The sequence below is a fragment of the Teichococcus deserti genome (assembly GCF_001982615.1).
GTDB classification, from domain to species: Bacteria; Pseudomonadota; Alphaproteobacteria; order Acetobacterales; family Acetobacteraceae; genus Pseudoroseomonas; species Pseudoroseomonas deserti.
Genome location: NZ_MLCO01000001.1, coordinates 1 through 23,832, shown reverse-complemented (window position 1 = coordinate 23,832; position 23,832 = coordinate 1). Strand labels below are relative to the sequence as shown.

The 23,832-nt window shown below is 71.3% G+C and carries 24 protein-coding genes and 2 pseudogenes; 13 read left to right on the top strand and 13 right to left on the bottom strand.

What is annotated here, in order from left to right; genetic code table 11:
* The first annotated feature begins 39 nt into the window (after positions 1-39).
* A complete protein-coding gene (locus BKE38_RS00130; protein WP_076955350.1) occupies positions 40-1,296 on the top strand; it encodes an MFS transporter in 1,257 nt (418 codons plus the stop codon).
* Positions 1,297-1,350: 54 nt separating this feature from the next.
* Positions 1,351-2,217: an aldose 1-epimerase family protein gene (locus tag BKE38_RS00125; RefSeq protein WP_076955349.1), complete on the top strand. Its 867-nt coding sequence runs from the start codon at positions 1,351-1,353 to the stop codon at positions 2,215-2,217.
* A 7-nt stretch (positions 2,218-2,224) separates the two neighbouring features.
* Here BKE38_RS00125 and BKE38_RS00120 read toward each other — a convergent pair whose 3' ends face one another.
* Positions 2,225-3,385, bottom strand: coding sequence for an ROK family protein (locus BKE38_RS00120; RefSeq protein ID WP_165694080.1), 1,161 nt, complete (start codon positions 3,383-3,385; stop codon positions 2,225-2,227).
* A 143-nt stretch (positions 3,386-3,528) separates the two neighbouring features.
* Between BKE38_RS00120 and BKE38_RS00115 the strand changes: the two genes are divergently transcribed.
* Genes BKE38_RS00115 through BKE38_RS00090 form a run of 6 tightly spaced genes read left to right on the top strand, consistent with a single transcriptional unit; the run spans position 3,529 to position 9,302 of the window.
* A complete protein-coding gene (locus tag BKE38_RS00115; RefSeq protein WP_076955347.1) occupies positions 3,529-4,284 on the top strand; it encodes a glucosamine-6-phosphate deaminase in 756 nt (251 codons plus the stop codon).
* Positions 4,281-5,330: an N-acetylglucosamine-6-phosphate deacetylase gene (locus BKE38_RS00110; protein WP_076955346.1), complete on the top strand. Its 1,050-nt coding sequence runs from the start codon at positions 4,281-4,283 to the stop codon at positions 5,328-5,330. The genes BKE38_RS00115 and BKE38_RS00110 overlap by 4 nt, the downstream gene beginning before the upstream one ends.
* Positions 5,320-6,519 (top strand): extracellular solute-binding protein, encoded by a 1,200-nt coding sequence (locus BKE38_RS00105; RefSeq protein WP_083747186.1) that lies wholly within the window; start codon positions 5,320-5,322, stop codon positions 6,517-6,519. The genes BKE38_RS00110 and BKE38_RS00105 overlap by 11 nt, the downstream gene beginning before the upstream one ends.
* Positions 6,519-7,595 (top strand): ABC transporter ATP-binding protein, encoded by a 1,077-nt coding sequence (locus tag BKE38_RS00100; protein ID WP_076955345.1) that lies wholly within the window; start codon positions 6,519-6,521, stop codon positions 7,593-7,595. Before BKE38_RS00105 ends, BKE38_RS00100 begins: the two co-directional genes overlap by 1 nt.
* Complete coding sequence (locus BKE38_RS00095; RefSeq protein ID WP_076955344.1) at positions 7,592-8,461, top strand: ABC transporter permease; 870 nt, start codon at positions 7,592-7,594, stop codon at positions 8,459-8,461. Before BKE38_RS00100 ends, BKE38_RS00095 begins: the two co-directional genes overlap by 4 nt.
* Positions 8,462-8,465: 4 nt before the next feature.
* Positions 8,466-9,302 (top strand): ABC transporter permease, encoded by an 837-nt coding sequence (locus tag BKE38_RS00090; RefSeq protein WP_076955343.1) that lies wholly within the window; start codon positions 8,466-8,468, stop codon positions 9,300-9,302.
* Between the two features lie 7 nt (positions 9,303-9,309).
* Here the strand turns inward: BKE38_RS00090 and BKE38_RS00085 are convergent, their stop codons facing one another.
* The 3 genes and pseudogenes from BKE38_RS00085 to BKE38_RS33750 all read right to left on the bottom strand — a co-directional run.
* Positions 9,310-9,675 (bottom strand): DHCW motif cupin fold protein, encoded by a 366-nt coding sequence (locus BKE38_RS00085; RefSeq protein ID WP_420014284.1) that lies wholly within the window; start codon positions 9,673-9,675, stop codon positions 9,310-9,312.
* 148 nt (positions 9,676-9,823) lie between these two features.
* The gene (locus tag BKE38_RS00080; protein WP_076955341.1) at positions 9,824-10,222 is read right to left on the bottom strand and encodes an acyltransferase domain-containing protein; all 399 of its coding nucleotides are present in this window, start codon (positions 10,220-10,222) and stop codon (positions 9,824-9,826) included.
* A 617-nt stretch (positions 10,223-10,839) separates the two neighbouring features.
* A pseudogene (locus BKE38_RS33750) lies at positions 10,840-10,920 on the bottom strand (hypothetical protein); the annotation flags it as partial.
* Between the two features lie 170 nt (positions 10,921-11,090).
* On the opposite strand from BKE38_RS33750, the gene BKE38_RS00070 reads away from it, so the two are divergent.
* Entirely contained in the window at positions 11,091-11,747 is a 657-nt protein-coding gene (locus BKE38_RS00070) for a 4'-phosphopantetheinyl transferase family protein (protein WP_076955339.1), read from the top strand.
* Here the strand turns inward: BKE38_RS00070 and BKE38_RS00065 are convergent.
* Positions 11,744-12,307 (bottom strand): efflux RND transporter permease subunit, encoded by a 564-nt coding sequence (locus BKE38_RS00065; RefSeq protein ID WP_408887414.1) that lies wholly within the window; start codon positions 12,305-12,307, stop codon positions 11,744-11,746. The genes BKE38_RS00070 and BKE38_RS00065 overlap by 4 nt on opposite strands.
* Between BKE38_RS00065 and BKE38_RS00060 the strand changes: the two genes are divergently transcribed.
* From BKE38_RS00060 to BKE38_RS00050, 3 genes are all read left to right on the top strand, one after another.
* Positions 12,224-12,949: a cytochrome P450 gene (locus BKE38_RS00060; protein ID WP_076955337.1), complete on the top strand. Its 726-nt coding sequence runs from the start codon at positions 12,224-12,226 to the stop codon at positions 12,947-12,949. The two genes, BKE38_RS00065 and BKE38_RS00060, sit on opposite strands and share 84 nt — an antisense overlap.
* A 140-nt stretch (positions 12,950-13,089) precedes the next feature.
* Positions 13,090-15,621 carry a putative bifunctional diguanylate cyclase/phosphodiesterase gene (locus BKE38_RS00055; protein WP_076955336.1) on the top strand — a complete coding sequence of 844 codons (2,532 nt, stop codon included), beginning with the start codon at positions 13,090-13,092 and terminating at the stop codon, positions 15,619-15,621.
* Positions 15,622-15,688: 67 nt separating this feature from the next.
* Positions 15,689-16,081 (top strand): helix-turn-helix domain-containing protein, encoded by a 393-nt coding sequence (locus BKE38_RS00050; protein WP_242662115.1) that lies wholly within the window; start codon positions 15,689-15,691, stop codon positions 16,079-16,081.
* On the opposite strand, the gene BKE38_RS00045 is transcribed toward BKE38_RS00050, so the two are convergent.
* The 7 genes from BKE38_RS00045 to BKE38_RS00015 all read right to left on the bottom strand — a co-directional run bounded on the left by BKE38_RS00045 (position 16,078) and on the right by BKE38_RS00015 (position 22,829).
* A complete protein-coding gene (locus BKE38_RS00045; protein ID WP_083747185.1) occupies positions 16,078-16,803 on the bottom strand; it encodes an MOSC domain-containing protein in 726 nt (241 codons plus the stop codon). The genes BKE38_RS00050 and BKE38_RS00045 overlap by 4 nt on opposite strands.
* A complete protein-coding gene (locus tag BKE38_RS00040; RefSeq protein WP_076955333.1) occupies positions 16,800-17,807 on the bottom strand; it encodes an ABC transporter ATP-binding protein in 1,008 nt (335 codons plus the stop codon). The genes BKE38_RS00045 and BKE38_RS00040 overlap by 4 nt, the downstream gene beginning before the upstream one ends.
* Positions 17,807-18,811 (bottom strand): ABC transporter ATP-binding protein, encoded by a 1,005-nt coding sequence (locus tag BKE38_RS00035; RefSeq protein ID WP_076955332.1) that lies wholly within the window; start codon positions 18,809-18,811, stop codon positions 17,807-17,809. Before BKE38_RS00035 ends, BKE38_RS00040 begins: the two co-directional genes overlap by 1 nt.
* Positions 18,811-19,698, bottom strand: a complete 888-nt coding sequence (locus BKE38_RS00030; protein WP_076955331.1) for an ABC transporter permease — start codon at positions 19,696-19,698, stop codon at positions 18,811-18,813. The genes BKE38_RS00035 and BKE38_RS00030 overlap by 1 nt, the downstream gene beginning before the upstream one ends.
* Positions 19,698-20,651, bottom strand: a complete 954-nt coding sequence (locus tag BKE38_RS00025) for an ABC transporter permease (protein ID WP_076955330.1) — start codon at positions 20,649-20,651, stop codon at positions 19,698-19,700. Before BKE38_RS00025 ends, BKE38_RS00030 begins: the two co-directional genes overlap by 1 nt.
* Positions 20,652-20,691: 40 nt before the next feature.
* Entirely contained in the window at positions 20,692-22,365 is a 1,674-nt protein-coding gene (locus BKE38_RS00020) for a peptide ABC transporter substrate-binding protein (RefSeq protein ID WP_076955329.1), read from the bottom strand.
* Between the two features lie 242 nt (positions 22,366-22,607).
* Positions 22,608-22,829 (bottom strand): hypothetical protein, encoded by a 222-nt coding sequence (locus BKE38_RS00015; protein WP_076955328.1) that lies wholly within the window; start codon positions 22,827-22,829, stop codon positions 22,608-22,610.
* A 178-nt stretch (positions 22,830-23,007) separates the two neighbouring features.
* Between BKE38_RS00015 and BKE38_RS33745 the strand changes: the two are divergent.
* Positions 23,008-23,202, top strand: a pseudogene (locus tag BKE38_RS33745) (sigma factor); the annotation flags it as partial.
* Positions 23,203-23,568: 366 nt separating this feature from the next.
* On the opposite strand, the gene BKE38_RS00005 reads toward BKE38_RS33745, so the two are convergent.
* A partial coding sequence (locus tag BKE38_RS00005) for a LysR substrate-binding domain-containing protein (protein ID WP_242662114.1) occupies positions 23,569-23,832 on the bottom strand: 264 nt, incomplete at its 5' end.

The following is a 23,832-nucleotide window of genomic DNA, read 5'->3' as shown; positions in this document are numbered from 1 at the left end:
CCGCCCGCCGTTCCAGACAATGGATTGGGAGCAACGGGCGTGTGGAAAAAGCGTCGACACCTGGTGGTCTTCCTGCTGTTCCTGGCAGGCATCATCAATTACATGGACCGCAGCGCGCTCTCCATTGCGGCGCCGGCGGTCTCATCTGATCTTGGCCTTTCGCCCAGCGAGATGGGCCTGATCTTCAGCAGCTTCTTCTTCGGCTACGCCATCTTCAACTTCATCGGTGGCTATCTGGCGGACCGTGCCGGGCCACACCGCATCTTCTCGGCCTCGATGGGCGTCTGGTCGGTTTTCTGCGCGGCCACGGGGCTTGCCACCGGCTTCGTCTCGATGATGCTGGTGCGCATCGGCTTCGGCATCGGCGAGGGGCCGTTCTCGGCCACCGCCAACAAGGCGGTCAGCAACTGGTTCCCTCGCCGCGAGGCGGGTGGCGCGGTCGGCATCGCCAATGGCGGCACGCCGCTGGGCGGCGCCATCGCCGGGCCGCTGGTCGGCTTCTGCGTCGTGCAGTTCGGCTGGCGGTTTTCCTTCTTCGTTGTCGCGGCCATCGGGCTGGTGTGGCTGGCCTTCTGGATGGCGCTCGCCAGCAACGATCCCGCGACCGACCCGCGCGTCACTGCCGAGGAGCGCCGCGAGATCGCGGCAGACCGCCCTGCTCCGCTGGCGCAGGACGGCGGCCAGGCCGGCGGCCTGGGCCGGTACCTGCGCAACCCCGTGGTGCTGGCGACGGCCTTCGCCTTCTTCGGCTACAACTACATCCTGTTCTTCTTCCTGACCTGGTTCCCGAGCTACCTGACCATGGCGCGCGGGCTGTCGCTGCACGACATGAGCTTCGTCACCGTCATCCCCTGGCTGCTGGGGTGTGTTGGCCTGATCGGCGGCGGCTTCCTGTCGGACGCCATCTATCGCCGCACGGGCGACGCGCTGTTCTCGCGCAAGATCGTGCTGTCGACCTGCCTGGGCGTCGCCGCCATCGCCATCATCCTGGCTGGCTTCATGACCACGGCGACCAGCGCCGTCGCCCTTGTCGCCGTCACCGTCTGCGCGCTGTACCTGACGGGCAGCATCTACTGGGCGATCGTGCAGGATACGGTGCCGGCCAGCCATGTCGGCGGCGTCGGCGGCTTCATCCACGGGCTGGCGAACACCGCAGGCATCATCGGCCCGGCGGTCACCGGATACATGGTGCAGAGCACCGGCTCCTTCACCAGCGCCTTCATCCTGGCAGGCGCCATCGCGGTGTTGGGCGTCATCGCCGTGCTGATCTACGTCCGTCCGGCCCGGCTGGCCTGACAACCCTTGCCAGGCGCGGCCTTCCCGGCTTCAACCGCCGTGGGAGGCCGCGCCATGCCGGACAGCACCATCACCCTGCGCCGCGACGGCGCGCAGCTCGACATCGCGACGCTGGGCGCCGAGCCCCGCCGCTGGCGCGTCGGCGACCAGGATCTGCTGTGGCACGGCGATGCCGCCTACTGGCCGAAGATCTCCCCGGTGCTCTTCCCCGTCGTCGGCTGGTGCCGCGACGCGCAGATCCGCCATCGCGGCCGCGCCTACCCGATGGGCGTGCATGGCTTCGCCGCGCAGTCTTCCTTCAGCTTCGTGGCACAAGCCGAGGACCGCGTCACGCTGCGGCTGCAGGACGACGCGGCAAGCCGGAGGCAGTTCCCCTTCGCCTTTGCGCTGGAGCTTCGCTACCGGCTGCGGCCGAGTGGATTTTCGGCGCGCTTCACCATCCGCAATCCGGGCGACGAAGCGCTGCCTTATGCGCTGGGCCTGCATCCCGGCTTCCTGACCGACTTCGATCCCGCGTCGGCACGGCTCCGCTTCCCTGCCGAGGAGACGCCGGAAGTCCCCGTCATCGCCCCTGGCGGCCTGATTTCCGAACAGCGCCGGCCGGTGCCGCTGGCCGGAGGCACGCTGCCCGTCACCCGCGCCCTGCTGGCGAATGAGGCCGTCTGCTTCCTTGACCTCGCCAGCCGCAGCCTGCGCTTCGACAATGGTCCGCGCGGCACGATCAGCCTGCGGATGCAGGACATGCCGCATCTGGCGCTGTGGTCGCCGCCCGGCGCGGCGTTCGTCTGCCTCGAATCCTGGACCGGCCATGGCGATCCCGTCGGCTTCGCCGGCGACATCACCGAGAAGCCGTCGATGCGCCTGCTGCCGCCGGGCGGCGCGGCGCGACACCTGGTCAGCTTCGGCTTCCGCCCTGGCTGATCGCTGATCAGCGCAGCAGCTCTTCCAGGGCGCGGCCGAGCAGCGGCCCCGCGGCGCCCATCATGCCGCGCCCGGCGCTGGGCGGCGCGTGGTGCAGCGGCGGCGGCGGCATTTCCTCCATCAGACCTTCGGCGCGGAACAACGCCTCGAACTCCGCCCAGAACCGAGCATTGCCCATCAGCGGACTGCTGATCATCACCCGGGCGGGAAACAGGATGCGGCAGAGATTGGCCAGCGCGCGCGCCACCTCCGCCGCGGCGGCCCGCATCGCCGGCACGGCCACCAGGTCGAGATGGCGCAGCTGCTCCAGCAGCCGGTCCTCATCATCGGCGAGCTCCGGCCAGCGGCGCCGCAGCAGCGGCAGCAGCGACCACAGCGCGGCGACGGTCTCGAGGCAGCCTTCGCCGCCGCAGCCGCAGCGCTTGCCGGCGGCGACGCGCCAATGGCCGATCTCCCCGAAAGGGCCGCCGGCGGCGCCGAAAGGCTCGCCCGCCACGGCATAGCCCATGCCGATCCCCCAGCCCCAATGCAGCAGCACAGCGCCCTCGGCATAGGCGTCCGGGTCGGCCAGCGCCTGGGCGCGCAGCTCGGCATCCAGCTGGCGCACCACCTGCACCGGCCCGGCCACCGGATCGACCGCGGCCGCAATGTCGAGATGCCGCATGCGTGGCCAGCGCGAGGAGACCAGCCAGCGCCGCTGCCCGACATCGACCACGCCGGAAATGCAGACCACCGTCCCCGCATGCGCCATGCCGCGCGGCGCCGTGGCCTTCAGTCGCCCGGCCAGCGCCGCCAGCGCCGTGCCAAGCGCCTTGTTGTCGGCCTCCGCCGGAACCGGCAACACCTCGCGCGCGATCGCCTGGCCGCCGAGGTCGAGCAGCATGCCGACAAAGGCGCGGCTCACCACATGGATCACCGCGACGCCAAGCCGCCTTGGGTTCAGCATCAGCCGCGCCGCCGGCCTGCCGCGGCCGAGCTTTTCGCCGGACGCCTCCAGCACGAGGCGGCGCTGCAGCAGCTCGGCCACGCAGCGGGAGGCGGTGGTGGAGCGCAGCCCGAGCTGCTCCACCATCTCCGGCCGCGAGCTCAGCCTTCCGCCGGCCAGCGCCGACAGGACACGGGCGCGGTCGCGCGCGGCGGGCTCCTCGAAACGGGCTTCGTCGGGCAAGGCGAGGATCATTGGCGACCCTTCGGCAGTCTCGGCATAATTATGAACATGCGATTTCAGAATTCAATTGCAACGGATCTGATTCCCTGGCCTGATCCTAACCGGTCTTGTGAAACCCTGTCTCGATCGGAACGTCCAAGAAGATGATCGATGTCCGGATATGCCCCGACGCCGCGGCGCTCGGCCTGGCCTCGGCCGAGCTTGGCGCGGCCGCGCTGCGCGATGTCCTGGCTGAGCATGGCGAGGCCTGCATCGTGGTCGCGACCGGGGCGAGCCAGTTCGCCATGCTGGAAGCGCTGACCGCGGCGCCCGGCATCGACTGGCGCCGGGTCACCGCCTTCCATCTCGACGAATATGTCGGCCTGCCGGACAGCCATCCCGCCAGCTTCCGGGGCTATCTGCGGCAGCGCTTCCTGGCGCCGCTGCGCGATGCGCCGGTTTTCCACCCGGTCGTGGGCGATGCCGCGGATCCGGCCACCGAGGCGCAGCGCCTGAGCGCCCTGCTGCGGGGCCGGCGCGTCGACCTCTGCTTCGCCGGCATTGGCGAGAACTGCCATCTCGCCTTCAACGACCCGCCGGCAGATTTCGAAACCGAGGAGCCCTTCATCCTGGTGACGCTGGACGAGGCCTGCCGCCGACAGCAGCTGGGCGAAGGCTGGTTCCCGACGCTGCAGGCCGTGCCACGCCAAGCCATCTCGATGAGCGTGCGACAGATCCTGCGCGCCGGGAAAATCATCCTGACCACGCCGGACCGGCGCAAGGCGGCGGCGGTGCGCGACGCGCTGGAAGGGCCGGTGACGCCGCTGCACCCGGCCTCGATCCTGCAGAACCATGCCGACACCACGATCTTTCTTGATCCCGACTCGGCCTCGCTCCTGACCAGGACGGCGGGCGCGTGATCTCGGAAGGGCTGGTCGACCTGCAGGTCAACGGCTTCGCCGGCGTCGACTTCAACGCCGGCGCGGCACTGACGGCCGCCGCCATGACCGGCGCGCTGGAGGCGCTGCTGGCGACCGGCGTCACCAGCCTGCTGCCGACCATCATCACCGCCGACGCCAGGGCCCTGCAGGAGCGTTTCGAGGCGCTCGACGCGGCCCTCGAGGCAAGCCCGCTGGGCGCGCTGATGTGCCCCGGCTATCATCTCGAAGGTCCCTTCCTCAATCCGGCGCCGGGCTATCACGGCTGCCATCCGCCGGCGGTGATGCAGCCGCCGGACTATGCGCTGGTCGAAAGCCTGGAGGCCGGGCTGAAGCGCCCGATCCTGCTGGTCACGATCGCCGCCGAGCTGCCGGGCGCCGAAGTCTTCATCCGGCGGGCCCGCGCGGCGGGCAAGCTGGTCGCCATCGGCCATAGCGCCGCCGATTTCGCCGCCATCCGGGCCGCCGCGGATGCTGGCGCGACGCTGGCCACGCATCTCGGCAACGGGCTGCCGCAGGACCTGCCGAAGCTGGCCAATCCGATCTTCGCCCAGCTGGCCGAGGATCGCTTGGCGGTGAGCCTGATCGCCGACGGCATCCACCTGCCGCCGCAGGCGCTGAAGGTGCTGCTGCGCGCCGCCGGCGAGCGCGCCATCCTGGTCACCGACGCCGTCGCCGCCGCCGCCGCGCCGGCCGGGCTCTACGACTTCGCCGGCATGCGGGTGGAGCGCGACGCCGCCGGCGCGGTACGGCTGCCCGGGCAGCTGTCGCTGGCGGGCTCGGGCCTTTGCCTCGACACCGCGCTGCGCAACCTGCTGCGCTGGGGCCTCGCCGATGCGGCGACGGCGCTGGCCATGGGCTCCGCCCGGCCGGTGGCTCTGCTGCGCCCGGCGCTGGCGGCGCGCGGCATCACCCTGCCCGCCACACAACTCCGCTGGGACGAGGGCCTGCATCTTCGCAGCCTGCGTCTTGGCCCGATCGAACGCGCCTATCCCGCCCCGAACCTGGAGAATGACGATGTCGCATGACCGCATTGCTCTGCCTCTGCCACGCCGCCGGGTGATCGGCGGCCTCGCCGCGGTCGCCGCCGGCGGGCTCGCCCTCCCGGCCCGCGCCGCGTCGCCGCCGCTGCCCCAGAGCCCCGCCGCCATCACCATCATGGATGTCGGCGGCGCGCTGGCGCTGATGCAGAAGGCCTTCGAGGATTACCGCGCCGCCAATCCGCGCCTGGTCTCGCGCGTCACCTTCGTCAAGGCGCCGGCGCCGGAGCTGGCCGGCAAGATCAAGGCGCAGCAGGATGCCGGCCGCGCCGATATCGACCTGGTGCTGACAGGCAGCGACGGGCTGGCCGCCGGCCTCAGCCTCGACCTCTGGCGCAGGATCCTTCCCGACTTCGACGACAAGTTCCCGAAGATCGAGGAGAATTACGAGCCCGCCGCGCTGAACCTGCACCGCGCCCAGGGCGCCGGCTTCGGCGTGGTGATGAACTACTACCCTTCTGGCCCGCTGCTGGAATACATGCCCGATCGCGTGCCGCAGGTGCCGCAGACCGCCGAGGATCTGCTGGCCTGGGCGCGCTCCCATCCCGGCCGCTTCATGTATGCGCGGCCGAGCAATTCCGGCCCTGGCCGCACCTTCATGATGGGCCTGCCCTATATCCTGGGCGACAAGGATCCGATGGATCCGGTCAATGGCTGGGACAAGACCTGGTCCTACCTGCAGGAGCTGGGGAAATTCATCGACTCCTATCCGGCCGGCACCGGCGTGACGATGAAGGAGTTCGGCGAGGGCTCGCGCGACATCATCATCACCACGACGGGCTGGGACATCAATCCGCGCGCGCTGGGCATCGTGCCGAAGGAAGCCAAGGTCGCCACGATCAAGGGCTTCCACTGGGTCTCCGACGCCTTCTTCATGTGCGTGCCCAAGGGCATTCCCGATCCGCGCATGGCCGTCGTGCTGGACATGATGGCCTTCGCGCTGAAGCCGGAGATGCAGGCCTATTCCTATGACGAAGGCTATCTCTACCCGGGCCCCGCGGTGCGCGGCGTCCCCGTCAGCATGGCGCCGAAGCGCAGCCAGGAGGTGATCGCCGAGTTCGGCCGCCCGGAGTATGCCGAGCTCATCGCCAACAACCCGATCGAGCTGCCGCTGAAGCCGGACCAGATGGTGCTGGCCTTCCGGCGCTGGGACCAGCTTGTCGGCGCGCGGCGCTGATGGGCGCAGCTCCCGGCCCGGCCTTCCACGCGCTGCGGCTCGACGGGCTGCAACGCGATTTCGGCGCGCTGAACGCGCTGAAGGGCCTCGACCTGACGATCCAGCGCGGCGAGTTCATCGCCCTCCTCGGCCCCTCGGGCTGCGGCAAGTCCACCGCGCTGAACTGCATCGCCGGCCTCCTGCCGCTGACCGGCGGCAGCATCTGGCTGGACGAGCGCCGCATCGACACGCTGCGCCCGGAAGAGCGCGGCTTCGGCATGGTCTTCCAGAACTATGCGCTGTTCCCGCATCTGACGGCGCGGCGCAACATCGGCTTCGGCCTGCGCATGCGCGGCGTGCCGAAGCCCGAGCTCGAGCGCCGGGTGGACGCCGCCATCGCCATGGTCCGGCTGGAATCGCAGTCGGAGAAATTGCCGGGGCAGATGTCGGGCGGCCAGCAGCAGCGCGTCGCCATCGCCCGCGCCGTCGTGGTCGAGCCGCCGCTGGTGCTGATGGACGAGCCGCTCTCGAACCTCGACGCCAAGCTGCGCATCGAGATGCGGCAGGAGATCCGCCGCATCCACAACCAGCTCGGCACCACCACCATCTATGTCACGCATGACCAGGAAGAGGCGCTGTCGCTGGCCGACCGCATCGTCGTGCTGCGTGACGGCCGCATTCGCCAGGTGGGCGCGCCGGAAGAGCTCTACGCGCGCCCGGCGCATCTCGATGTCGCCGAGTTCATGGGCTATCGCACGCGGCTCGCCGCCCGCATCCTCGCGCGCGACGGCGATGTGCTGACGCTCGATCTCGGCATCGGCCAGCTGCAGGGCATCGAGGCGGCGCCGATCGCAGGCGAGACCGCGACCCTGGCGCTGCGCCCCGACGACCTGCAGCCGGTGGCCGAGGGCACGCCGCATCTGCGCGCCCAGGTGGAAGCCGTCGAGTTCATCGGCCGCGAATTCCACGGCCTGGCGCGCAGCGCCCGCGGCGACGCGCTGCATTTCCGCGCGGCCGAGCGCCCGGCCCTGGGCGAGACGCTCTGCCTCGGCGCCGATCCGCGCCGCGTGCTGGCCTATCCGGAGATGCAGCCGTGACCGTGCGCGGCAGGCTGGCGGCGCGCGGCATCGACGGCGTCACGCTGCTGGTGCTGCCGGCGGTGGCGCTGCTGGTGCTGCTCTTCGTCTATCCATTCCTCTACGGGCTGTTCCTGTCGTTCAGGCCGAAGGACGGGTCGCTGCTCGGCAACTACGCGCGCTTCTTCGGCGATCCCTTCTTCCGCGACACTGTCTGGGTGACGATGCGGCTGGCGCTGCCGGTGACGCTGCTGAACCTGCTGCTGGCGCTGCCCATCGCGCTGCGCGTGCGGCATCTGCGGCGGCAGCGGCTGCTGATCACCGTGCTGGTGCTGCCGATCACGCTGGGCACCGTGCTGGTCTCGGAAGGCATGCTGAACTATTTCGGGCCGCAGGGCTGGTTCAGCCGCACGCTGATGCTGCTCGGCCTGATCGGCGCGCCGGTGAAGCTGGTGCAGAGCTATACCGGCGTCTTCCTGTCGCTGCTGATCACCGGCTTCCCCTTCACCTTCCTGCTGACCCTCTCCTATGTCACCGGCATCGATCCGGCGCTGGAGCAGGCGGGCGCGACGCTCGGCGCCGGGCCGTCGCGCCGTTTCCGCCACGTGCTGCTGCCGCTGCTGCTGCCGGGCCTGGCCATCACCTTCTGCCTGTCCTTCGTGCAGGCCTATTCGGTGCTGCCATCCGCGGTGCTGGTGGGCGATCCCAGCCGGACGACGCGGGTCATCTCGATCGCCGCGTATCAGGCCGCCTTCGAGGAATACGACTATGCCATGGCCTCGACCGTCGCGCTGATCATGGGGGCGACGCAGCTTGCCGTGGTCGGCATGGCGCTGGGGCTGCGCGGGCTGCTCTATCGCGGCCCCGCCGGCGGCGCGAAGGGCTGAGCCGATGCAGATCCGCCATCGCTTCGTCGACCGGCTCTGGGCCACGGCGCTCTGGACCCTGGTCGGCTTCTTCGTCGTCAACCTGCTGGCGCTGATCGCGACCGTCGTCGTCAGCTCCTTCGGGACGCGCTGGCTGCGCAGCTGGCTGCCGGCCGACTGGACGCTGCGCTGGTATGCCGCCGCCTGGAGCGAGTTCCAGCTGGGCGACGTGCTGCTCACCACCTTCCAGGTGGTGCTGGCGGTGGTGGTGCTCTCGGCCGTCTTCGGCGTTCCGGCGGCCTATGCCCTGGCGCGGCGCGACTTCCCGGGCAAGCGGCTGGCCATGCTGCTGCTGCTGCTGCCCATGCTGGTGCCGCCGGTGACCTACGGCATCCCGCTGGCGACGGTGCTGTACCAGAGCGGGCTGGGCGGCAGCATGGCCGGCGTCATCCTGGCCAATCTGGTGCCCAGCATCCCCTTCGTCGTGCTGGTGATGATCCCCTTCATCGAGCAGATCGACCCGCGCGTCGAGGCCGCCGCCCGCGTCTTCGGCGCCGGCACCGGGCGTCTGTTCCTGCATGTGCTGCTGCCGCTGCTGGCACCGGGAGTCATGGCGGCGCTGCTGCTGGTGCTGGTGCGCACCATCGCCATGTTCGAGCTGACCTTCCTGACCGCCGGCCCGACCAGCCAGACGCTGGTGGTGGCGCTCTACTACGCCGTCTTCGCCTCGGGCGTGCGGGCGGTGCAGTCGATCGACGCCATGGCGGTGATCTACATGAGCGTGACGCTGGTCTGGCTGCTGATCGCGCTGCGCTTCGTCAATCCGACCCAGCTGGTCGGGCGGTCGAAGCGCAGCGGCTGAGGCTGGCTCAGTCGACGATGAACAGCTTGGCGCCGGTGACCGTGGAGGAACGATGCGCCGGATCGCCGAAATCCGACACGGTGTAGCCATGGCCGGCCGCGAAGGTGAAGGTGCGGCCGTCCTTCAGCTCGGTCTGCAGCTCGCCCTCGATGACGTAGATGACATGGCCGCGGTCGCACCAGTGGTCGGCCAGATAGCCGGGGGAATATTCCACCACGCGCATGCGCACGTCGCCGTTGTTCAGCGTGCGCCACAGCGCCATGCCGGTCTCGCCCTTGTGCTCGGTGGCCGGCAGGGCGTCCCAGTGGACGGCGGTGAAGGGCAAGGGCGGCAGCTTCATGGCGGGCTCCTCGGGACCGGTGGTGCCCGCCATCTGCGCAGCCGCCGGGCAGCGTGGCAAGCCGTCTCAGCCGCCGTCGCGCAGGCGGGGCACCAGGGCCCAGACCCTCGCTCTGGCGCTCGGAACCGCCGCGCGATGTTCGCCGGCACCGGCGCCTTGCGGATGTCGGCCAGCCATTTCGTCAGCACGTGGCCGGGGCCGATCTCGCGGAACTCCGGGTCGGGCTCAGGTCGACGGCGGACAGGGCCGGGTCGGTTGCCAGAAGATCGCGCAGCCGCTCCAGCGGCAGGCCGAGCGCCGCCATCATGCCGCCGCCGCTGACCGCGCCCATCAGCCCGCCGCGCTTCTGAACCAGGCGGAGGCCGGTGGCGAAGTCGAAGGCCTCGGCGGCGAACAGCGCGGCATATCCGCCCAGGCTGTGGCCAGCGACGAAATCCGGGGCGCGGCCGCTGTCCTCGACCCGCGCCAGCTGGCCCGGCGCCTCCACCGCATAGAGCGCCGGCTGGGTGAGGGCCACGCTGCGCAGGTCATGGCCGAACTGGTTGATCGCCGGCAGCGCCAGGGCCTGCGCGCCCAGCACCTGGCGGGCGAAGGCGACAAGCGTGCTGGTGGGGCCGGCCTCGACGAAGGGCAGCGGCCGGCCTTCGCCAGCCAGCGCGCGGATCGTTGCCTCGAAGCGGATCGGGCCGCGCGCACCGCGCCCTCCGCCGGGTCGAGCAGCGAGGCGTGGAAGCCGCAGCGCACCGGCAGCGCCGCGATGACGAGGCCCTCGGCTCCCAGCGCCGCCGTCAGACCGGCCAGCCCCGCCTGCGGCAGGGTGAGGACGCAATGCTGCGGGCTGTTGACGGCGGCGAGCTCGGCATCTGCCGCGGCGACGGCGGGCAGCGCCATGACGCGCGAAGCCGGCGCCAGCACCGCCAGCATCGCCGCCGGGGCCAGCAGCGCCTCGAAGCTGCGCGCATTCTCGACAATCAGGGAGAAGGCGTCTTCCAGGGTGAGCACGCCGGCGACGGTGGCGGCGATGGTCTCGCCCAGGCTGTAGCCCAGCAGCAGGTCGGGGCGGATGCCGCGGGCGAAGAGGCTCTGCGCCAGGCTCCAGACGATGGCCAGCAGCGCCGGCGCGCTCTCGATCTGCCGGTCGAAGCCAGCGCTTTCGGCCATCGGGCGGCCATCGATGATCTGGCTCAGGCGGCGGCCCTCGACCGGGCCGGCGGCCTGGTCGCAACGCGCCAGGCTGGCGCGGAAGACGGCGTCCTGCGCATGGAGCTCGCGGCCCATCTGGTCGTCTTGCGAGCCCTGGCCGGCGAAAGCGTGACGGTGCGGGCGGCGCCCGGCGGAATTGCCGTCGCGCCCGCCGCCATGATAGTCGCCCCCATGGCCGTCACCCCGCCCCGCGCCGTCGTGCCCCGGCTATCGGAAAGCCGCGCCCGTCAAGAGGCCTCGCGGCCATGCTGAGCCGCGGCGAGGTCCGGCTGGGCTGGCTGCGGCCCGACACGGCCGATGCCGCGACGCTGGCCCGCTGGCAGGCGCTGCTGTCGCCGGAGGAGCAGGCCCGCGCCGCGCGCTTCCATTTCGAGGCGGATCGCCGCGCCTATGTCGCCGCCCATGCGCTGAAGCGGCAGATGTTGTCCGACCATGGCGGCCGGCCGCCGCAGGACTGGTGCTTCGCCACCGGCGCCGCCGGCAAGCCCGAGGTGGAGGGACACCCATGGCTGCGTTTTTCCCTGTCGCATTGCCGCAGCCTGGTGGCCTGCGCCGTGGCCGCGACCGACGATGTCGGGCTGGATGTCGAGGCGCTGTCGCGTCCGGCGCTGACCCCGGGCCTGGCCGACCGCTTCTTCGCCCCCGAGGAGGCCGCGATGCTGCGCACCCTGCCCGCGGCCGAGCAGCCCTCCGCCTTCCTGCAGATCTGGACACTGAAGGAAAGCTTCGTGAAGGCGACCGGGCATGGCATCGGGCTGGGGCTGGAGCGCTTCGCCTTCGCGCTCGGCCCGCCGCGGCTGCTCTTCGCGCCGCCGGAGACGGGCGCAGTCGCGGCCTGGCGCGTCGCGCAGTGGCAGCCGCTGCCGGGGCACTGGCTGGCGCTGGCGCTGCGGCGGCTCTAGCCGTCCTTTGGCACACGGCAGGAGACGGGCATGACCACCCTCACCCTCGGCATCGAGGCGCAGCCCGAGCGAGGCCGAGCCCCATTCCCCCCACCATCACCGCGCCGAGGTCTTCGCGGGAGCGGGCGCAGGCGGGTGGCGGCGGCCTCGGCCACGGCTTCCTCGATGGTCCGGCCTTCGTCACGCAGCTGGTTGGCGAATTCGGTGATCAGGATGCCGTTCTTGGCCACCAGGCCGACCAGCGTCACCAGGCCGATGAAGCTGTAGGCGTTCAGCGAGCCGCCCACCGCGATCAGCCCGAGCCCGGCGTCGACGATGGCGACCGGCACCACCGACAGCACGATCACCGGGTCGCGGAAGCTTTCGAACTGCGCCGAGAGCACCAGGTCGATGAAGACCAGCGCCAGCACCATCACCAGCAGGAGGGGCTGCCGCCCTTCCGCCGTTTCGCGACCGCGCCGGGATAGCTGGAGGACATGCTGCGCCAGGCGGTCGCCCGCGCCCGGGCCGAGGGGGCGGCGCGCGGCGACGTGCTGGGCCGGCTGGTCGCGGCGCGGCACGAGGATGGCAGCGCCATGAGCGAGGCCCCGCTGGTCGACAACCTGATCACCACGGCGATTGCCGGTCACGAGACCTCGGTGGTCCCGCCGTGCTGGGCGCTGCACTGGCTGCACAGTGGGCCCGATGGCCTGGCCCGGCTGCTCGATGAGCTGGCGCCGCTCGGCCCCGATCCCGACCCGCTGGCGGTGGCTGGCCTGCCCTATCTGGACGCCGTGGTGCGCGAGGTGCTGCGGCTCTGGCCGGCGGTGACCGATGTCAACCGGGTGCTGGCCAAGCCCATGCAGCTGGGCGGCTGGGAGATCCCGGCCGGCCTGACGGTGGCCGCCAGCGCCGCCATCCTGCACCACGACCCGGAGCTCTATCCCGAGCCCGACCGCTTCCGCCCGGAGCGCTTCCTGGAATCCCGCTTCGCCCCCTGGGAGTACTTCCCCTTCGGCGGCGGCCAGCGGATGGGCCCCGGCGCGCGGTTCTCGCTGTCCGAGCTGAAGCTGCTGCTGGGCATGCTGCTGGGCGTGCTGCTGGCGCGCTGCCGCGTCACCGCGCTCGCCCCGGGCGATCCACGGCCGAAGCGGGTCGGCTTCCTGGTCTCGCCGCGCGCGGGCGTGCCGCTGCGCTCTGAGGGGCCCCGGCATGCAGCGTGACTTCCCCGCCGCCAGACTTCACGGAAGCGTAAGCCTTTTCCGCCACGCTGCTTCGATGGCGGCTTCCCCAGGGCGGTTCATGCAAGAACGGGGCGCCGCCCATCGCGCCCGCGCCGTCGCGCGCGCCTCGGGGATGCCGCATGGACCGTTTCCTGGAATGGCTGGTCGATCCGCAGGGGCTGACGCCGCACGGCTTCTGCCTGCTGTGGCAGCCCGGGCTGGTCTGGACCCATATCATCGCCGACAGCCTGGTCGGCCTGTCCTATTTCGCCATTCCCGTCGTGCTGATGCAGGTGGTGCGGCGGCGGCCGGACCTGGTCTATGCGCCCGTGCTCTGGATGTTCGCCGCCTTCATCCTGCTCTGCGGCGCCGGCCACTGGATCGAGCTGGCGACGCTCTGGCTGCCGGCCTATGGCCTTCAGGCGCTGGTGAAGGCGGCGACGGCGGCGGTCTCGGTCGCCACCACCCTGGCGCTCTGGCTGCTGCTGCCGCGCATCCTGACGCTGCCCTCGCCCTTGCAGATGCGGCTGGCCAATGCCGGGCTGCAGCGCGAGATGGCGGCGCGCGAGACCACCGCCGCGGCGCTGGCCGCCAGCGAGCGGCGCCACCGCGCCATCGTCGAGGCCGCCGGCAGCGCCATCTGGCGCACCGATGCCGAAGGGCTGGTGCTGGAGGGCCACGGGCTGGAGGCGCCCGCAGGCGCGCCCTGGATCGCCGCGCTGGGCCCGGCCGACCCGGCCACGCTGCAGGCCGCCTGGGCCGCGGCGCGCCAGGCCGTGGCGCCGCTCGATGCCGAGGCCTGGATCGACGGCCATGCCGGCGCCGAGGGCCGCTGGCTGCGCATCCGCCTGGTGCCGCTGCAGGACGAGGACGGCGTGCTGCAGGAGTGGGTCGGCACGCTGGAGGACATCACCGCCGGGCGCGAGGCGGCGGCGCTGCTGCGGCTCTGCCTGGAGGCGGCCGAAATCGGCCATTTCCGCCACGACTTCGCCAGCGGCACGCTGCAGGCCGGCGGGGTGGCGCGGCGGCTGCAGGGCCACCCGGTGGACGGGGCCCCGGTCCCCGCCGCCACCTGGTTCGGCGGCCTGGTCGAGGAGGATCGCGCCGCCTGGGAGGCGCGGCTGGCCGAGGACGTGGCCGCCGGCGCCGGCAGCTCGGGCGGCGCCTGGCGGGTGCGGCGCGAGGATGGGGGGCTGCGCCATGTCGAGGCCCGCGCCCGGCTGGAATACCATCCCGACGGCCGGCCGCGGCATTGCCTGGGCGTGCTGATCGACGTCACCGCCCGGCACGAGGCCGAGGCGCGCATCGCCCATATCGCCCGGCACGACCCGCTGACCGGCCTGCCCAACCGGCTGCTGTTCCGCGACCGGCTGGAGCAGGCGCTGGCGCATGCCCGGCGCGGCCAGGGCTTCGCCGTGCTCTGCCTCGACCTCGACCGTTTCAAGGAGGTCAATGACACGCTGGGCCATCCGATCGGCGATGCGCTGCTCTGCGCCGTGGCCGGCCGGCTGCGCGACGAGCTGCGCGACACCGACACCCTGGCGCGCCTTGGCGGCGACGAGTTCGCCGTGATCCAGAGCAGCATCGAGCAGCCGCAGGACGCCATCACCCTGGCCGGCCGCCTGGTCGAGACCATCTGCCGCCCCTTCGAGCTGAACGGCCACCAGGTGGTGGTCGGCACCAGCATCGGCGTCGCCATGGCGCCGCAGGACGGGCTGGAGGCCGACATGCTGCTGAAGGGCGCCGACATGGCGCTGTACCGCGCCAAGTCCGAGGGCCGCGGCCGCTGGCGCTTCTTCGAGCCGGCGATGGACGCCGCCATGCAGCTGCGCCGCGCGCTGGAGATCGAGCTGCGCCGGGCCCTGCTGCTGGGCGAGTTCGAGCTCTACTACCAGCCGATCGTCGACGTCGCCTCGCGCCACGTGACCGGGCTGGAGGCGCTGCTGCGCTGGCGCCATCCGGAGCGCGGGCTGGTGCCGCCCGACGCCTTCATCCCGCTGGCCGAGGAGATCGGGCTGATCGTGCCGATCGGCGAATGGGTGCTGGCCCGCGCCTGCGCCGATGCCGCCGGCTGGCCCGGCGCGCCGCGGGTGGCGGTGAACCTGTCGCCGGCGCAATTCGCCAGCCGCGGGCTGGTCGAGGTGGTGGAGGCGGCGTTGCGGGATTCCGGCCTGGACCCGACGCGGCTGGAGCTGGAGATCACCGAGACGGTGATGCTGCAGGACAGCCAGGCCACGCTGCAGACCCTGCACCGGCTGAAAGCGCTGGGCCTGCGCATCGCCATGGATGATTTCGGCACCGGCTATTCCTCGCTGAGCTACCTGCAGCGCTTCCCCTTCGACAAGGTGAAGATCGACCGCTCCTTCACCAGCGAGCTGGGCCTGTCGCGGCAGAGCGACGCCATCGTCCAGGCGGTGACCGACCTCTGCGCCGGGCTGGACATGGTCACCACCGCCGAAGGCGTGGAGACCGAGAACCAGCTGCAGACCCTGTCGCAGCGGGGCTGCCGCGAGGCGCAAGGCTTCCTGTTCAGCCGGCCGCAGCCGGCGGCTTCGGTGCCGGAGATGCTGCGCAGCCTGTCCGACGAAACTGGCCCGCATGGAGCTGGGCGCGACGAACCGGGGGAGAACCCCGGGGCGGAGGCGACGCCCGCCCTGGACGAGGCGCCCTGACGAGGCGCCCTGACGAGGCGCCCTGACGCGGCGATCCGGACGCGGCGATCCTGACGCGGCGGCCGGCATGCGCTATGGCAGGGGGATGGAGATCGCCACATCCCCCCTGGTCGCGCGCATCGACAGCCGGCTGGACCGCCTCGACCTGACCGCCGAGGAGGCCTTCAGGCGCGCCGGCCTGGCGCCCGACCTGCTGGAGAAGCTTCGGGCGGGCAAGGCGCCGGCGCCGCGCGGGCCGAAGCTGGTCCGGCTGGCCGAGGAACTCGGCACCTCGGTCGCCTATCTGGTCGGGCTGGACCCGGATGCCGCGCCCCCGGCCGAGCTGCTGCAGGACGACCAGGCGACCCTCGGCCTGCTGGCCGGCGACGAGGAGGCGCTGCTGCGCGCCTATCGCCGCCTCGACCCCGCGGCCCGCGCAGCGCTGCAGCTGGTGGTGCAGAAGATGGCCGGGCCGGCCTAGGACACCGTCTCCGCCACCGGCGCGCCCAGCGCCAGGGCGTCGCCGACCTGCAGCCGCCCCGGCACCACCACCTCGCAATAGATGCCGAAGTTGCGGCCGAAATCCTGCACCAGGTGCTGCAGCACGCGGGGGTCCATCGGCAGGCCGGGCTGCTCCATGCTGGTGAAGCCGCAGCGGACGCAGGGGATGGTGGCGCGCAGCACCACCTCGCCCAGGCGGATCTCGCGGCCCAGCCAGGCATCCTGCGGCATGGCGGCGCTGGCATCGTCCAGCTCGACCATCAGGTTCGGCCGGAAGCGGCGCAGGTCGAGCACCGCATCCGGCAGCAGCGCCCGCAGCCGCGCGATGTCGGCATTGGTCAGCAGATGCAGCGGCGCCCGCCAGTAGCGCGGCTGCGGCCCTTCATCGGCGTATTCGCGGATCGCCGGCGGAAAGCCCAGGATGCCTTCCAGGGCCGTCGACTGCGTCTCCGGCGAACCGAACGAAACGCCATCCGCGGAAACCTCAAGCCCGGCCGTCTCCGACCAGCGTGAGGAGGCCATCGGCACCGTGCGCCAGCGCTTGCCCTTGCTGGGATAGGAAATCTCGTCGCTGCGCGCGTCGAACAGCCCGTGGCTGCGGTCATGCGCCAGCCCCTCGGCCAGCAATTCCGCCGCCTCCAGCCGCTCGCCGCCCAGCGAGCTCACCGGATAGCGCCAGATTTCTGTCAGTCGTCCGATCATGCGGCCACCCCCATGGAGGGGGCAATAAGCGAAAGATCGTCCCGCAGACAGGCCTTGAAATGCCCCGGAGCGACCTCGCGCAGCTCCGGGCGGGTCGCGGCGCAGGCCGCCTCGGCATAGCGGCAGCGGCTGCGGAAGGCGCAGCCGGAGGGCGGGTCGAGCGGGCTGGGCATGTCGCCGGCCAGCGTGATGCGGCGGCGCGGCGCATCCGGGTCGGGCACCGGCATGGCCGAGAGCAGCGCCTCGGTATAGGGGTGGCGCGGCGACGTGAACAGCGCCCGGGTCGGCGCCAGCTCCACCAGCCGGCCGAGATACATCACCGCCACCCGGTCCGACAGATAGCCCACCACCGCCAGGTCATGGCTGATGAACAGGATGGTCAGGCCCAGCTGGCGGCGGAGCGCCAGCATCAGCGTCACCACCTGCGCCTGCACCGAGACGTCGAGGGCGGAGACCGGCTCGTCCGCCACCACCAGCTCCGGATGGGTGATCAGCGCGCGGGCGATGCCGAGGCGCTGCCGCTGGCCGCCGCTGAACTGGTGCGGATAGCGCTCGGCATGGCTGGGCAGCAGCCCGACCAGGCCGAGCATGTCTTCGACTTTCTGGCGGCGGGCGTCGCGCGACAGCGAGGGCTCGTGGATCTCCAGCGGCGCGCCGACGATGTCCTCCACCCGCATCTTCGGGTTCAGCGAGGAATAGGGGTCCTGGAAGACCAGCTGCATGCGGCGGCGGAAGGGGCGCAAGCCGCGGTCGTCGAGCCCGGCCAGCTCCTGCCCGTCGAAACGGATACTGCCATCGGTCGGCTTGTCGAGCCGCAGCACGGTGCGGCCCACGGTGCTCTTGCCGGAGCCGCTTTCGCCGACCAGGCTCAGCACCTCGCCGCGGGCCAGGTCGAAGGAGACGCCGTCCACCGCCTTCAGCGTGGCGTGCTTTCCGAGTATCCCCTGGCGGGGCCCGGGGAAATACTTCCGCAGGTCGCGGACAGCGAGCAAAGAATCGGACATCAGGCGGCTCCCGCGACATCGGCCCAGCGGGCGCAGCGGACCAGGTGCCCGGGCTCGGCGTGGGTCAGCGGAGGTGCCACGCTGTCGCAGAGCCCTGGGGAAAAATGCCCGCATCTGGGAGAAAAACTGCAGCCGGGGGGCGGCGCCAGCGGGTCGGGCACGCTGCCGGGAATGGCCTCCAGCGGCGGCTGCTCGGCGCCGGAGAAATCCGGGCGCGGGACGGAGCGCAGCAACCCGCGGGTATAGGGCATCAGCGGCGCGTGGAAGAGACGGCGCACCGGCGCCTGCTCGACGACGCGGCCGGCATACATGACCATCACCCGGTCGGCGATCTCGGCGACGACGCCCAGATTGTGGGTGATGAACAGCACGGCCATCCGGGTCTTCTGCTGCAGCCGCTGCAGCAGCTCCAGGATCTGCGCCTGGATGGTGACGTCGAGCGCCGTGGTCGGCTCGTCGGCGATCAGCAGCACCGGCTCGCAGGCCAGGGCCAGCGCGATCATCACCCGCTGCCGCATGCCGCCCGAGAGCTCGTGCGGGAAGGCGCCGAGGCGCCGCCGGGCATCCGGGATGCCGACCAGGTCGAGCAGCTCCGCCGCCTGGGCCAGGGCGGCACGCTTCGACAGGCCCTGGTGGAAGCGCAGCGCCTCGCCGACCTGGGCGCCGACCGGATGCACCGGGTTCAGCGAGGTCATCGGCTCCTGGAAGATCATCGCCGCCTCGCGGCCGCGAAGCCCGCGCATCTCCTCGGCCGAGGCCTGCACCAGGTCGACCACCGCGCCCTTCCGGGTGCGCAGCAGCGCCTGGCCCTCGATGCGGCAGAAGGGCACCGGCGGGGTCAGCTTCAGGATGCCCAGGCTGGTGACGCTCTTGCCGGAGCCGCTTTCGCCGACCAGCGCCAGGGTCTCGCCCGGCCTCAGGGTGAAGGAGACGTCGCGCACGGCGGGCAGGATGCCGAAATTGACCGAAAAATTGCGGACGTCGAGGACGGTGCCGTCTTCCATCACCGCGCCTCCTGCCGCGGGTCCAGCGCGTCGCGCAGCCCGTCGCCGATGAAGTTGAAGCCGGTGACCGCGAGCGTGATCGCGGCGCCGGGGATGATGGCCAGCCAGGGCGCGCTGGTCAGATAGCTTTGAGCGTTTTCGAGCATGTTGCCCCAGCTCGGCGTCGGCGGCTGGATGCCGTATCCCAGGAAGCTGATGTAGCTTTCGGCCAGGATGGCATGGGCCACGTTCAGCGTCGCGGCGACGACGATCGGCGCCACGGCATTGGGCAGCAGCTCGCGGAACATGACGCGGCGGTCGTTGGCGCCGATGGCGCGGGCGGCGACGGCGAAGTCGCGGGCGCGCAGCGCGCGGATCTGCGCCTCGACCAGGCGCGCCACCTCCATCCAGGAGGTGGCCGCGATCAGCATGATGATCGACCCCACCGAGGGCTGCAGGAAGGCCGAGATGGCCAGCAGCAGGAAGATCGAGGGAAAGCACAGCATGGCGTCGACGAAGCGCATCAGGATGGCGCCGATGCGGCCGCCATAGAAGCCGGCATAGAGCCCGACGGCGATGCCGATCACCATGCTGATGGCCATCGCCGAGAAGCCGACGGACAGGGAAATGCGGCCGGCCATCAGCAGCCGGGCCAGGGTGTCGCGGCCCAGCGGGTCGGTGCCCAGCAGATGCGGCCCGGTGAAGGGGCCGGCGAAGCGCTGCATGATGTCGATCTCGGTGTCCGAGAAAGGCAGCAGCGGCGGGACGATGATGCAGGCCAGCGTCAGCGACAGGATCAGCACCAGGCTGAGGGCGGCCAGCCGGTGCCGGGCGAAGCGGCGGAAGGCGCTGGGCCCGCGCGGCCGGATCACCTGCGCCGCGGCAACAGGGGAGGCAGAGGTGCTCATCAGCCCGGCGCCCCCATGCGCGGATCGGCGACACTGTACAAAAGGTCGGCGATCAGGCTGCCGGCCAGCACCATCACCGAGGTGAAGACCAGGATGCCCATGACCACCGGATAGTCGCGGTAGCTGATGCTGTCGAGGAACAGCCGCCCCATCCCTGGCCAGGTGAAGACCGTCTCGGTGACCAGCGCGCCCGACAGCAGCGCCGGCAGATGCAGGCCGGTGATGGTGATCATCGGCAGCAGCGCGTTGCGCACGGCGTGGTTCAGCAGGATGCGCCGCTCCGGCAGGCCTTTCGAGCGCGCGGTGCGGATATAGTCCTGGTTGATCACGTCGAGCATGGAGCTGCGCATGTAGCGGCTCCAGACCGCGGTGCTGACCAGGGCGAGGACCATGCAGGGCCCGATCAGGTGGTGCAGCCGGTCCAGCAAGGATTCATCGCCGATGGTGTAGCGGTTGCCGGCCGGCAGCCATTCCAGCCCGACCGAGAAGACATAGATGACGACCAGGCCGAACCAGAAGGTCGGGATCGACAGCGCCACCATGGCGCCGATGGTGGCCAGGGAATCGAAGATCGAATAGCGGCGGATGGCGCCGAGGATCCCGACCCAGGCGCCGATCATCATGGCGACCAGGGTGGAGGTCAGCATCAGCTCCAGCGTCGCGCCGATATGCGAGCCGATGATCTGCAGCACCGGCTGCTGGTCGCGATAGGACCGCCCCCAGTCGCCCTGCAGCATGCGCCACAGCCATTCGACATATTGCACCGGCAGCGGCCGGTCGAGGCCGAGCTCCTTCGCGATGCGGTCCAGGTCTTCCTGGGTCATGTCGCCGCCGGCGGCGAATTGCGACAGCGGCCCGCCCGGCGCCAGGTGCAGGATGGCGAAGCCGATCATCGAGACCATCAGCAGCAGCACCAGGGATTGCCCCAGCCGCCGCACCACATAGCCGCTCATGCGCCCGCCTCCTCGCGGAGGCGGGTCATCGGGAACGGCGTCACGCCCAGTACCACTCGCGCATGTTCCAGGTGTTCTGGCGGGCGTTGATGTTGGGCGCATAGCCCATCAGGTTGGACTTGGTGCCCTCGGCGGTGACGTATTGGTAGATCGGCAGGATCGGCAGCTCGTCCCGCACGATCTCCTGCAGGCGCAGATACAGCGCCTTGCGCCGCGCGGTGTCGAAGGTTGCCTGGGCCTCGACCATGATGCGGTCGGCCTCGGCATTCTCCCATTGCATGTAGTTGCCGCCCGACCCGCCCTTCACCGGAATGGCGTTGCTGGCGAAGCGGTTCGAGGGATCCGGGTCGATGCCGCTGCGGAAGCCGGTGCCGACCAGCAGGGTCTGGAACTTGGAGCGGACATAGAACTCGCCCCAGATCACCGCCGCCGGCATGTTGTTGACCTTGGCGGCGACGCCCATCTTCGACCAGTCCTGCAGCAGCAGCTGCTGGCTCTGCTCGCGCAGCGCGTTGCCGGTGGTGGTCGAGATGTCGAAGGCCAGCGGCACGCCGTCCTTGGCGCGCAGGCCGTTCGCGCCGCGCGCCCAGCCGGCCTTGTCCAGCATGGCGTTGGCCGCGGCCAGGTCGAAGCGGTGCGCCGGCAGGTCGGCGTTGTAGACCCAGCTTTCCTGCGGCGCGAAGCTCTCGGTCGGCTTGTGCAGGCCGTAGAAGATGACGTCGATGATGCCCTTCTTGTTGATGCCGGCATAGAGCGCCTGGCGCACCGCCTTGTCCGACAGCGCCGGCTGGCCGAGATTGGGCATCAGCACCTCCAGCGAGCCGCTGGAGACCTTGGAGATCCGCTTGCCCGGCAGCTTCTCCGCCTCGGCCACGAAATTGGCCGGGATGCCGGTGCCGATGATGGCGTCGACCTGGCCGGTGCGGAACTGCGCATAGAGCGCCGTCATGTCGGGGACGTATTTCAGGATGGCCCGCTCCAGGAACGGGCCTTTCCCGAAATACTTCTCGTTGGCGGCCAGCTGGATATGGTCGCCGGGCACGCGGCGGTCCCAGCGGAAGGCGCCGGTGCCGACCGGGGCGCCGTTGAAGGGCGCGGTGTTCGGGTCGGAGGCCGCGGCCAGCAGGTGCTTCGGCACGATATAGGTGTTGGACAGGAAGGCCAGGTAGGGCGCGAAGGCGCTCTCCATCCGCCAGGCGATCTCATGCGGCCCGAGCACCTCGATGTCGCGCACCAGCGCATGGCCCAGCCGCGTGCGCGACTTGAAGCCCGGCGCCACGATCAGCTCCAGCGTGTACTTCACGTCCTCGGCGGTGAAGGCGGTGCCGTCATGCCAGGTGACGCCCGGCCGCAGCTTCACCCGCCAGCGCAGCCCGTCGGCCGAGATCCCGCCGTTGCCGGTGCTCGGCACCTCGGTGGCGAGGCTGGGCACCAGGCTGCCATCGGGCATCGGGTACCAGAGCGTGTCGAAGACGTTCATCCAGATCGTCTCGTCGACCTCGATGCCGGGCATCAGCGGGTTGAAGGCGGTGGGCTCCTGGCTGAGGCCGACCACCACCTGCCCCTTGCGCATGCCTTGTGCCGGCTGCGCCTTGGCCGACGGCGCAAAGCCGGGCGCCGCGGCGGCCAGCCCGGCGCCGGCGCCCAGCGCCAGCAGAGCGCGGCGGCGCAAGGCCGGCGCCGCCAAGATCCTGTCCGTGGAATGGTCGTTCATGCTCGGGTCCCCCTTGCGCTCAAGCCAGCGCACGCCGTGACCCACGCAGCCACGACGCTCCGCTTTCCGCGGCGGCTGGCACTGCACTCCCTGATCGACGGGTTGGCCCCGTTCACGATCATCTTGCGGGCAGGATGGACTGGCGCGGCTGCCAATCCAACGACGCAGGCGGGCAGATTCTGCTGATTTGGCGGCCCGGCGTGGCAGGGCCTGCTGCGGCCGCCGTCAGGGCCCGGCGTCGGCTAATCGGCCTTGCCGGCGGCGCGCCAGGCCAGGGCCAGCGCCTCCTTGCGGGCGGCCTCGGCCGAGGTGCCCTCGCCGCGCAGCACCTGCAGCGTCCGGGCCGTCTCGGCGTCGTAGATGCGAGCCTGGGCGAACCACAGCCCGACGGTCAGCGGCTGGGCGTTGGAGACCCAGACTTCCAGAGCCGCGCCCTCGGCCGTGCCGAGCTCGAATTTCGCCACCCTCGCCCCTTCTCCCGGCCCGCCGGGAACCGTCGCGGCAGTCTAGGGCAGGTCCCAGGCGCGGCGGGACAACATAGGATGCAAAGCCTGCCGAGTTTTGTCGAGCGTTCGCGAAGGATTATCATCCAGGCCAAGGGCTGCCGGCATCGCCACCCTGGCCCCGGAGATCCGCCCGCGCATGAGCGGCGACCGCAACAAGCTGCTCGCCGCCTTCCTCGACCGGCGCAAGGCGCTGACCCGCTTCCTGCTGAAGCGCCTCGGCAGCCCGGCCGCCGCCGAGGAGCTGGCGCAGGAGCCCTCGCTGCGGCTGGCGACCACGGCGCCGGACCCGGTGGCCGGTGCCGGGAGCTACCTGTTCCGCACCGCGCGCAACCTGCTGCCGGACTGGGAACGCGCGGCGCCGGCCGATTGGGACGTCCTCCCCGAGCCGATCCGGGTCCAGGGCAGATCCTGCTGTGGCGCGACGAGCCGGCCCGGCTGCGCACCCGCGTTGCCGAGCTCGCCGCGGTGCAGGAGGGCCGGGCACCGGGTCTGCATCACCAGCTGTGCAGCAGCTATCACAGCCGGATCGGGCTCGACTCCCCGGCCGCCGACCCCGAGGCCGCGCGCCGCCGCCGACGACCGCTACCGCGCCATGGTCGGTGATGTCGCCGGGATGCCGGACGCGCCCTTCATCTTCGCGGCAGGCTGGAGTGCGGGAGTCCGGCTTTTCGCTGCGTCCACCGCAAGCGATCACGCTCTAGCCAGCCGGCAGCAGCGCCAGCAGCCGCTGCATCGGCGCGTCCAGCCGCCGGCGCGGCACCGCCAGCGCCATGGCCAGCCGCGGCAGCCGGGCGCCGTCGGCGATGCGGGCCAGCCGGACGCCCTCGCAGCGCTGCTGGGCCGCGGTCGCCGGCAGCAGCGCCGCCCCCTGCCCCGCCGCCACCAGCCCCAGCATGGCGGAGACCCGCTTCGCCTCGCACGGCGGATCCAGCGCGACGCCGGCGGAGGCGAAGGCCCGCAG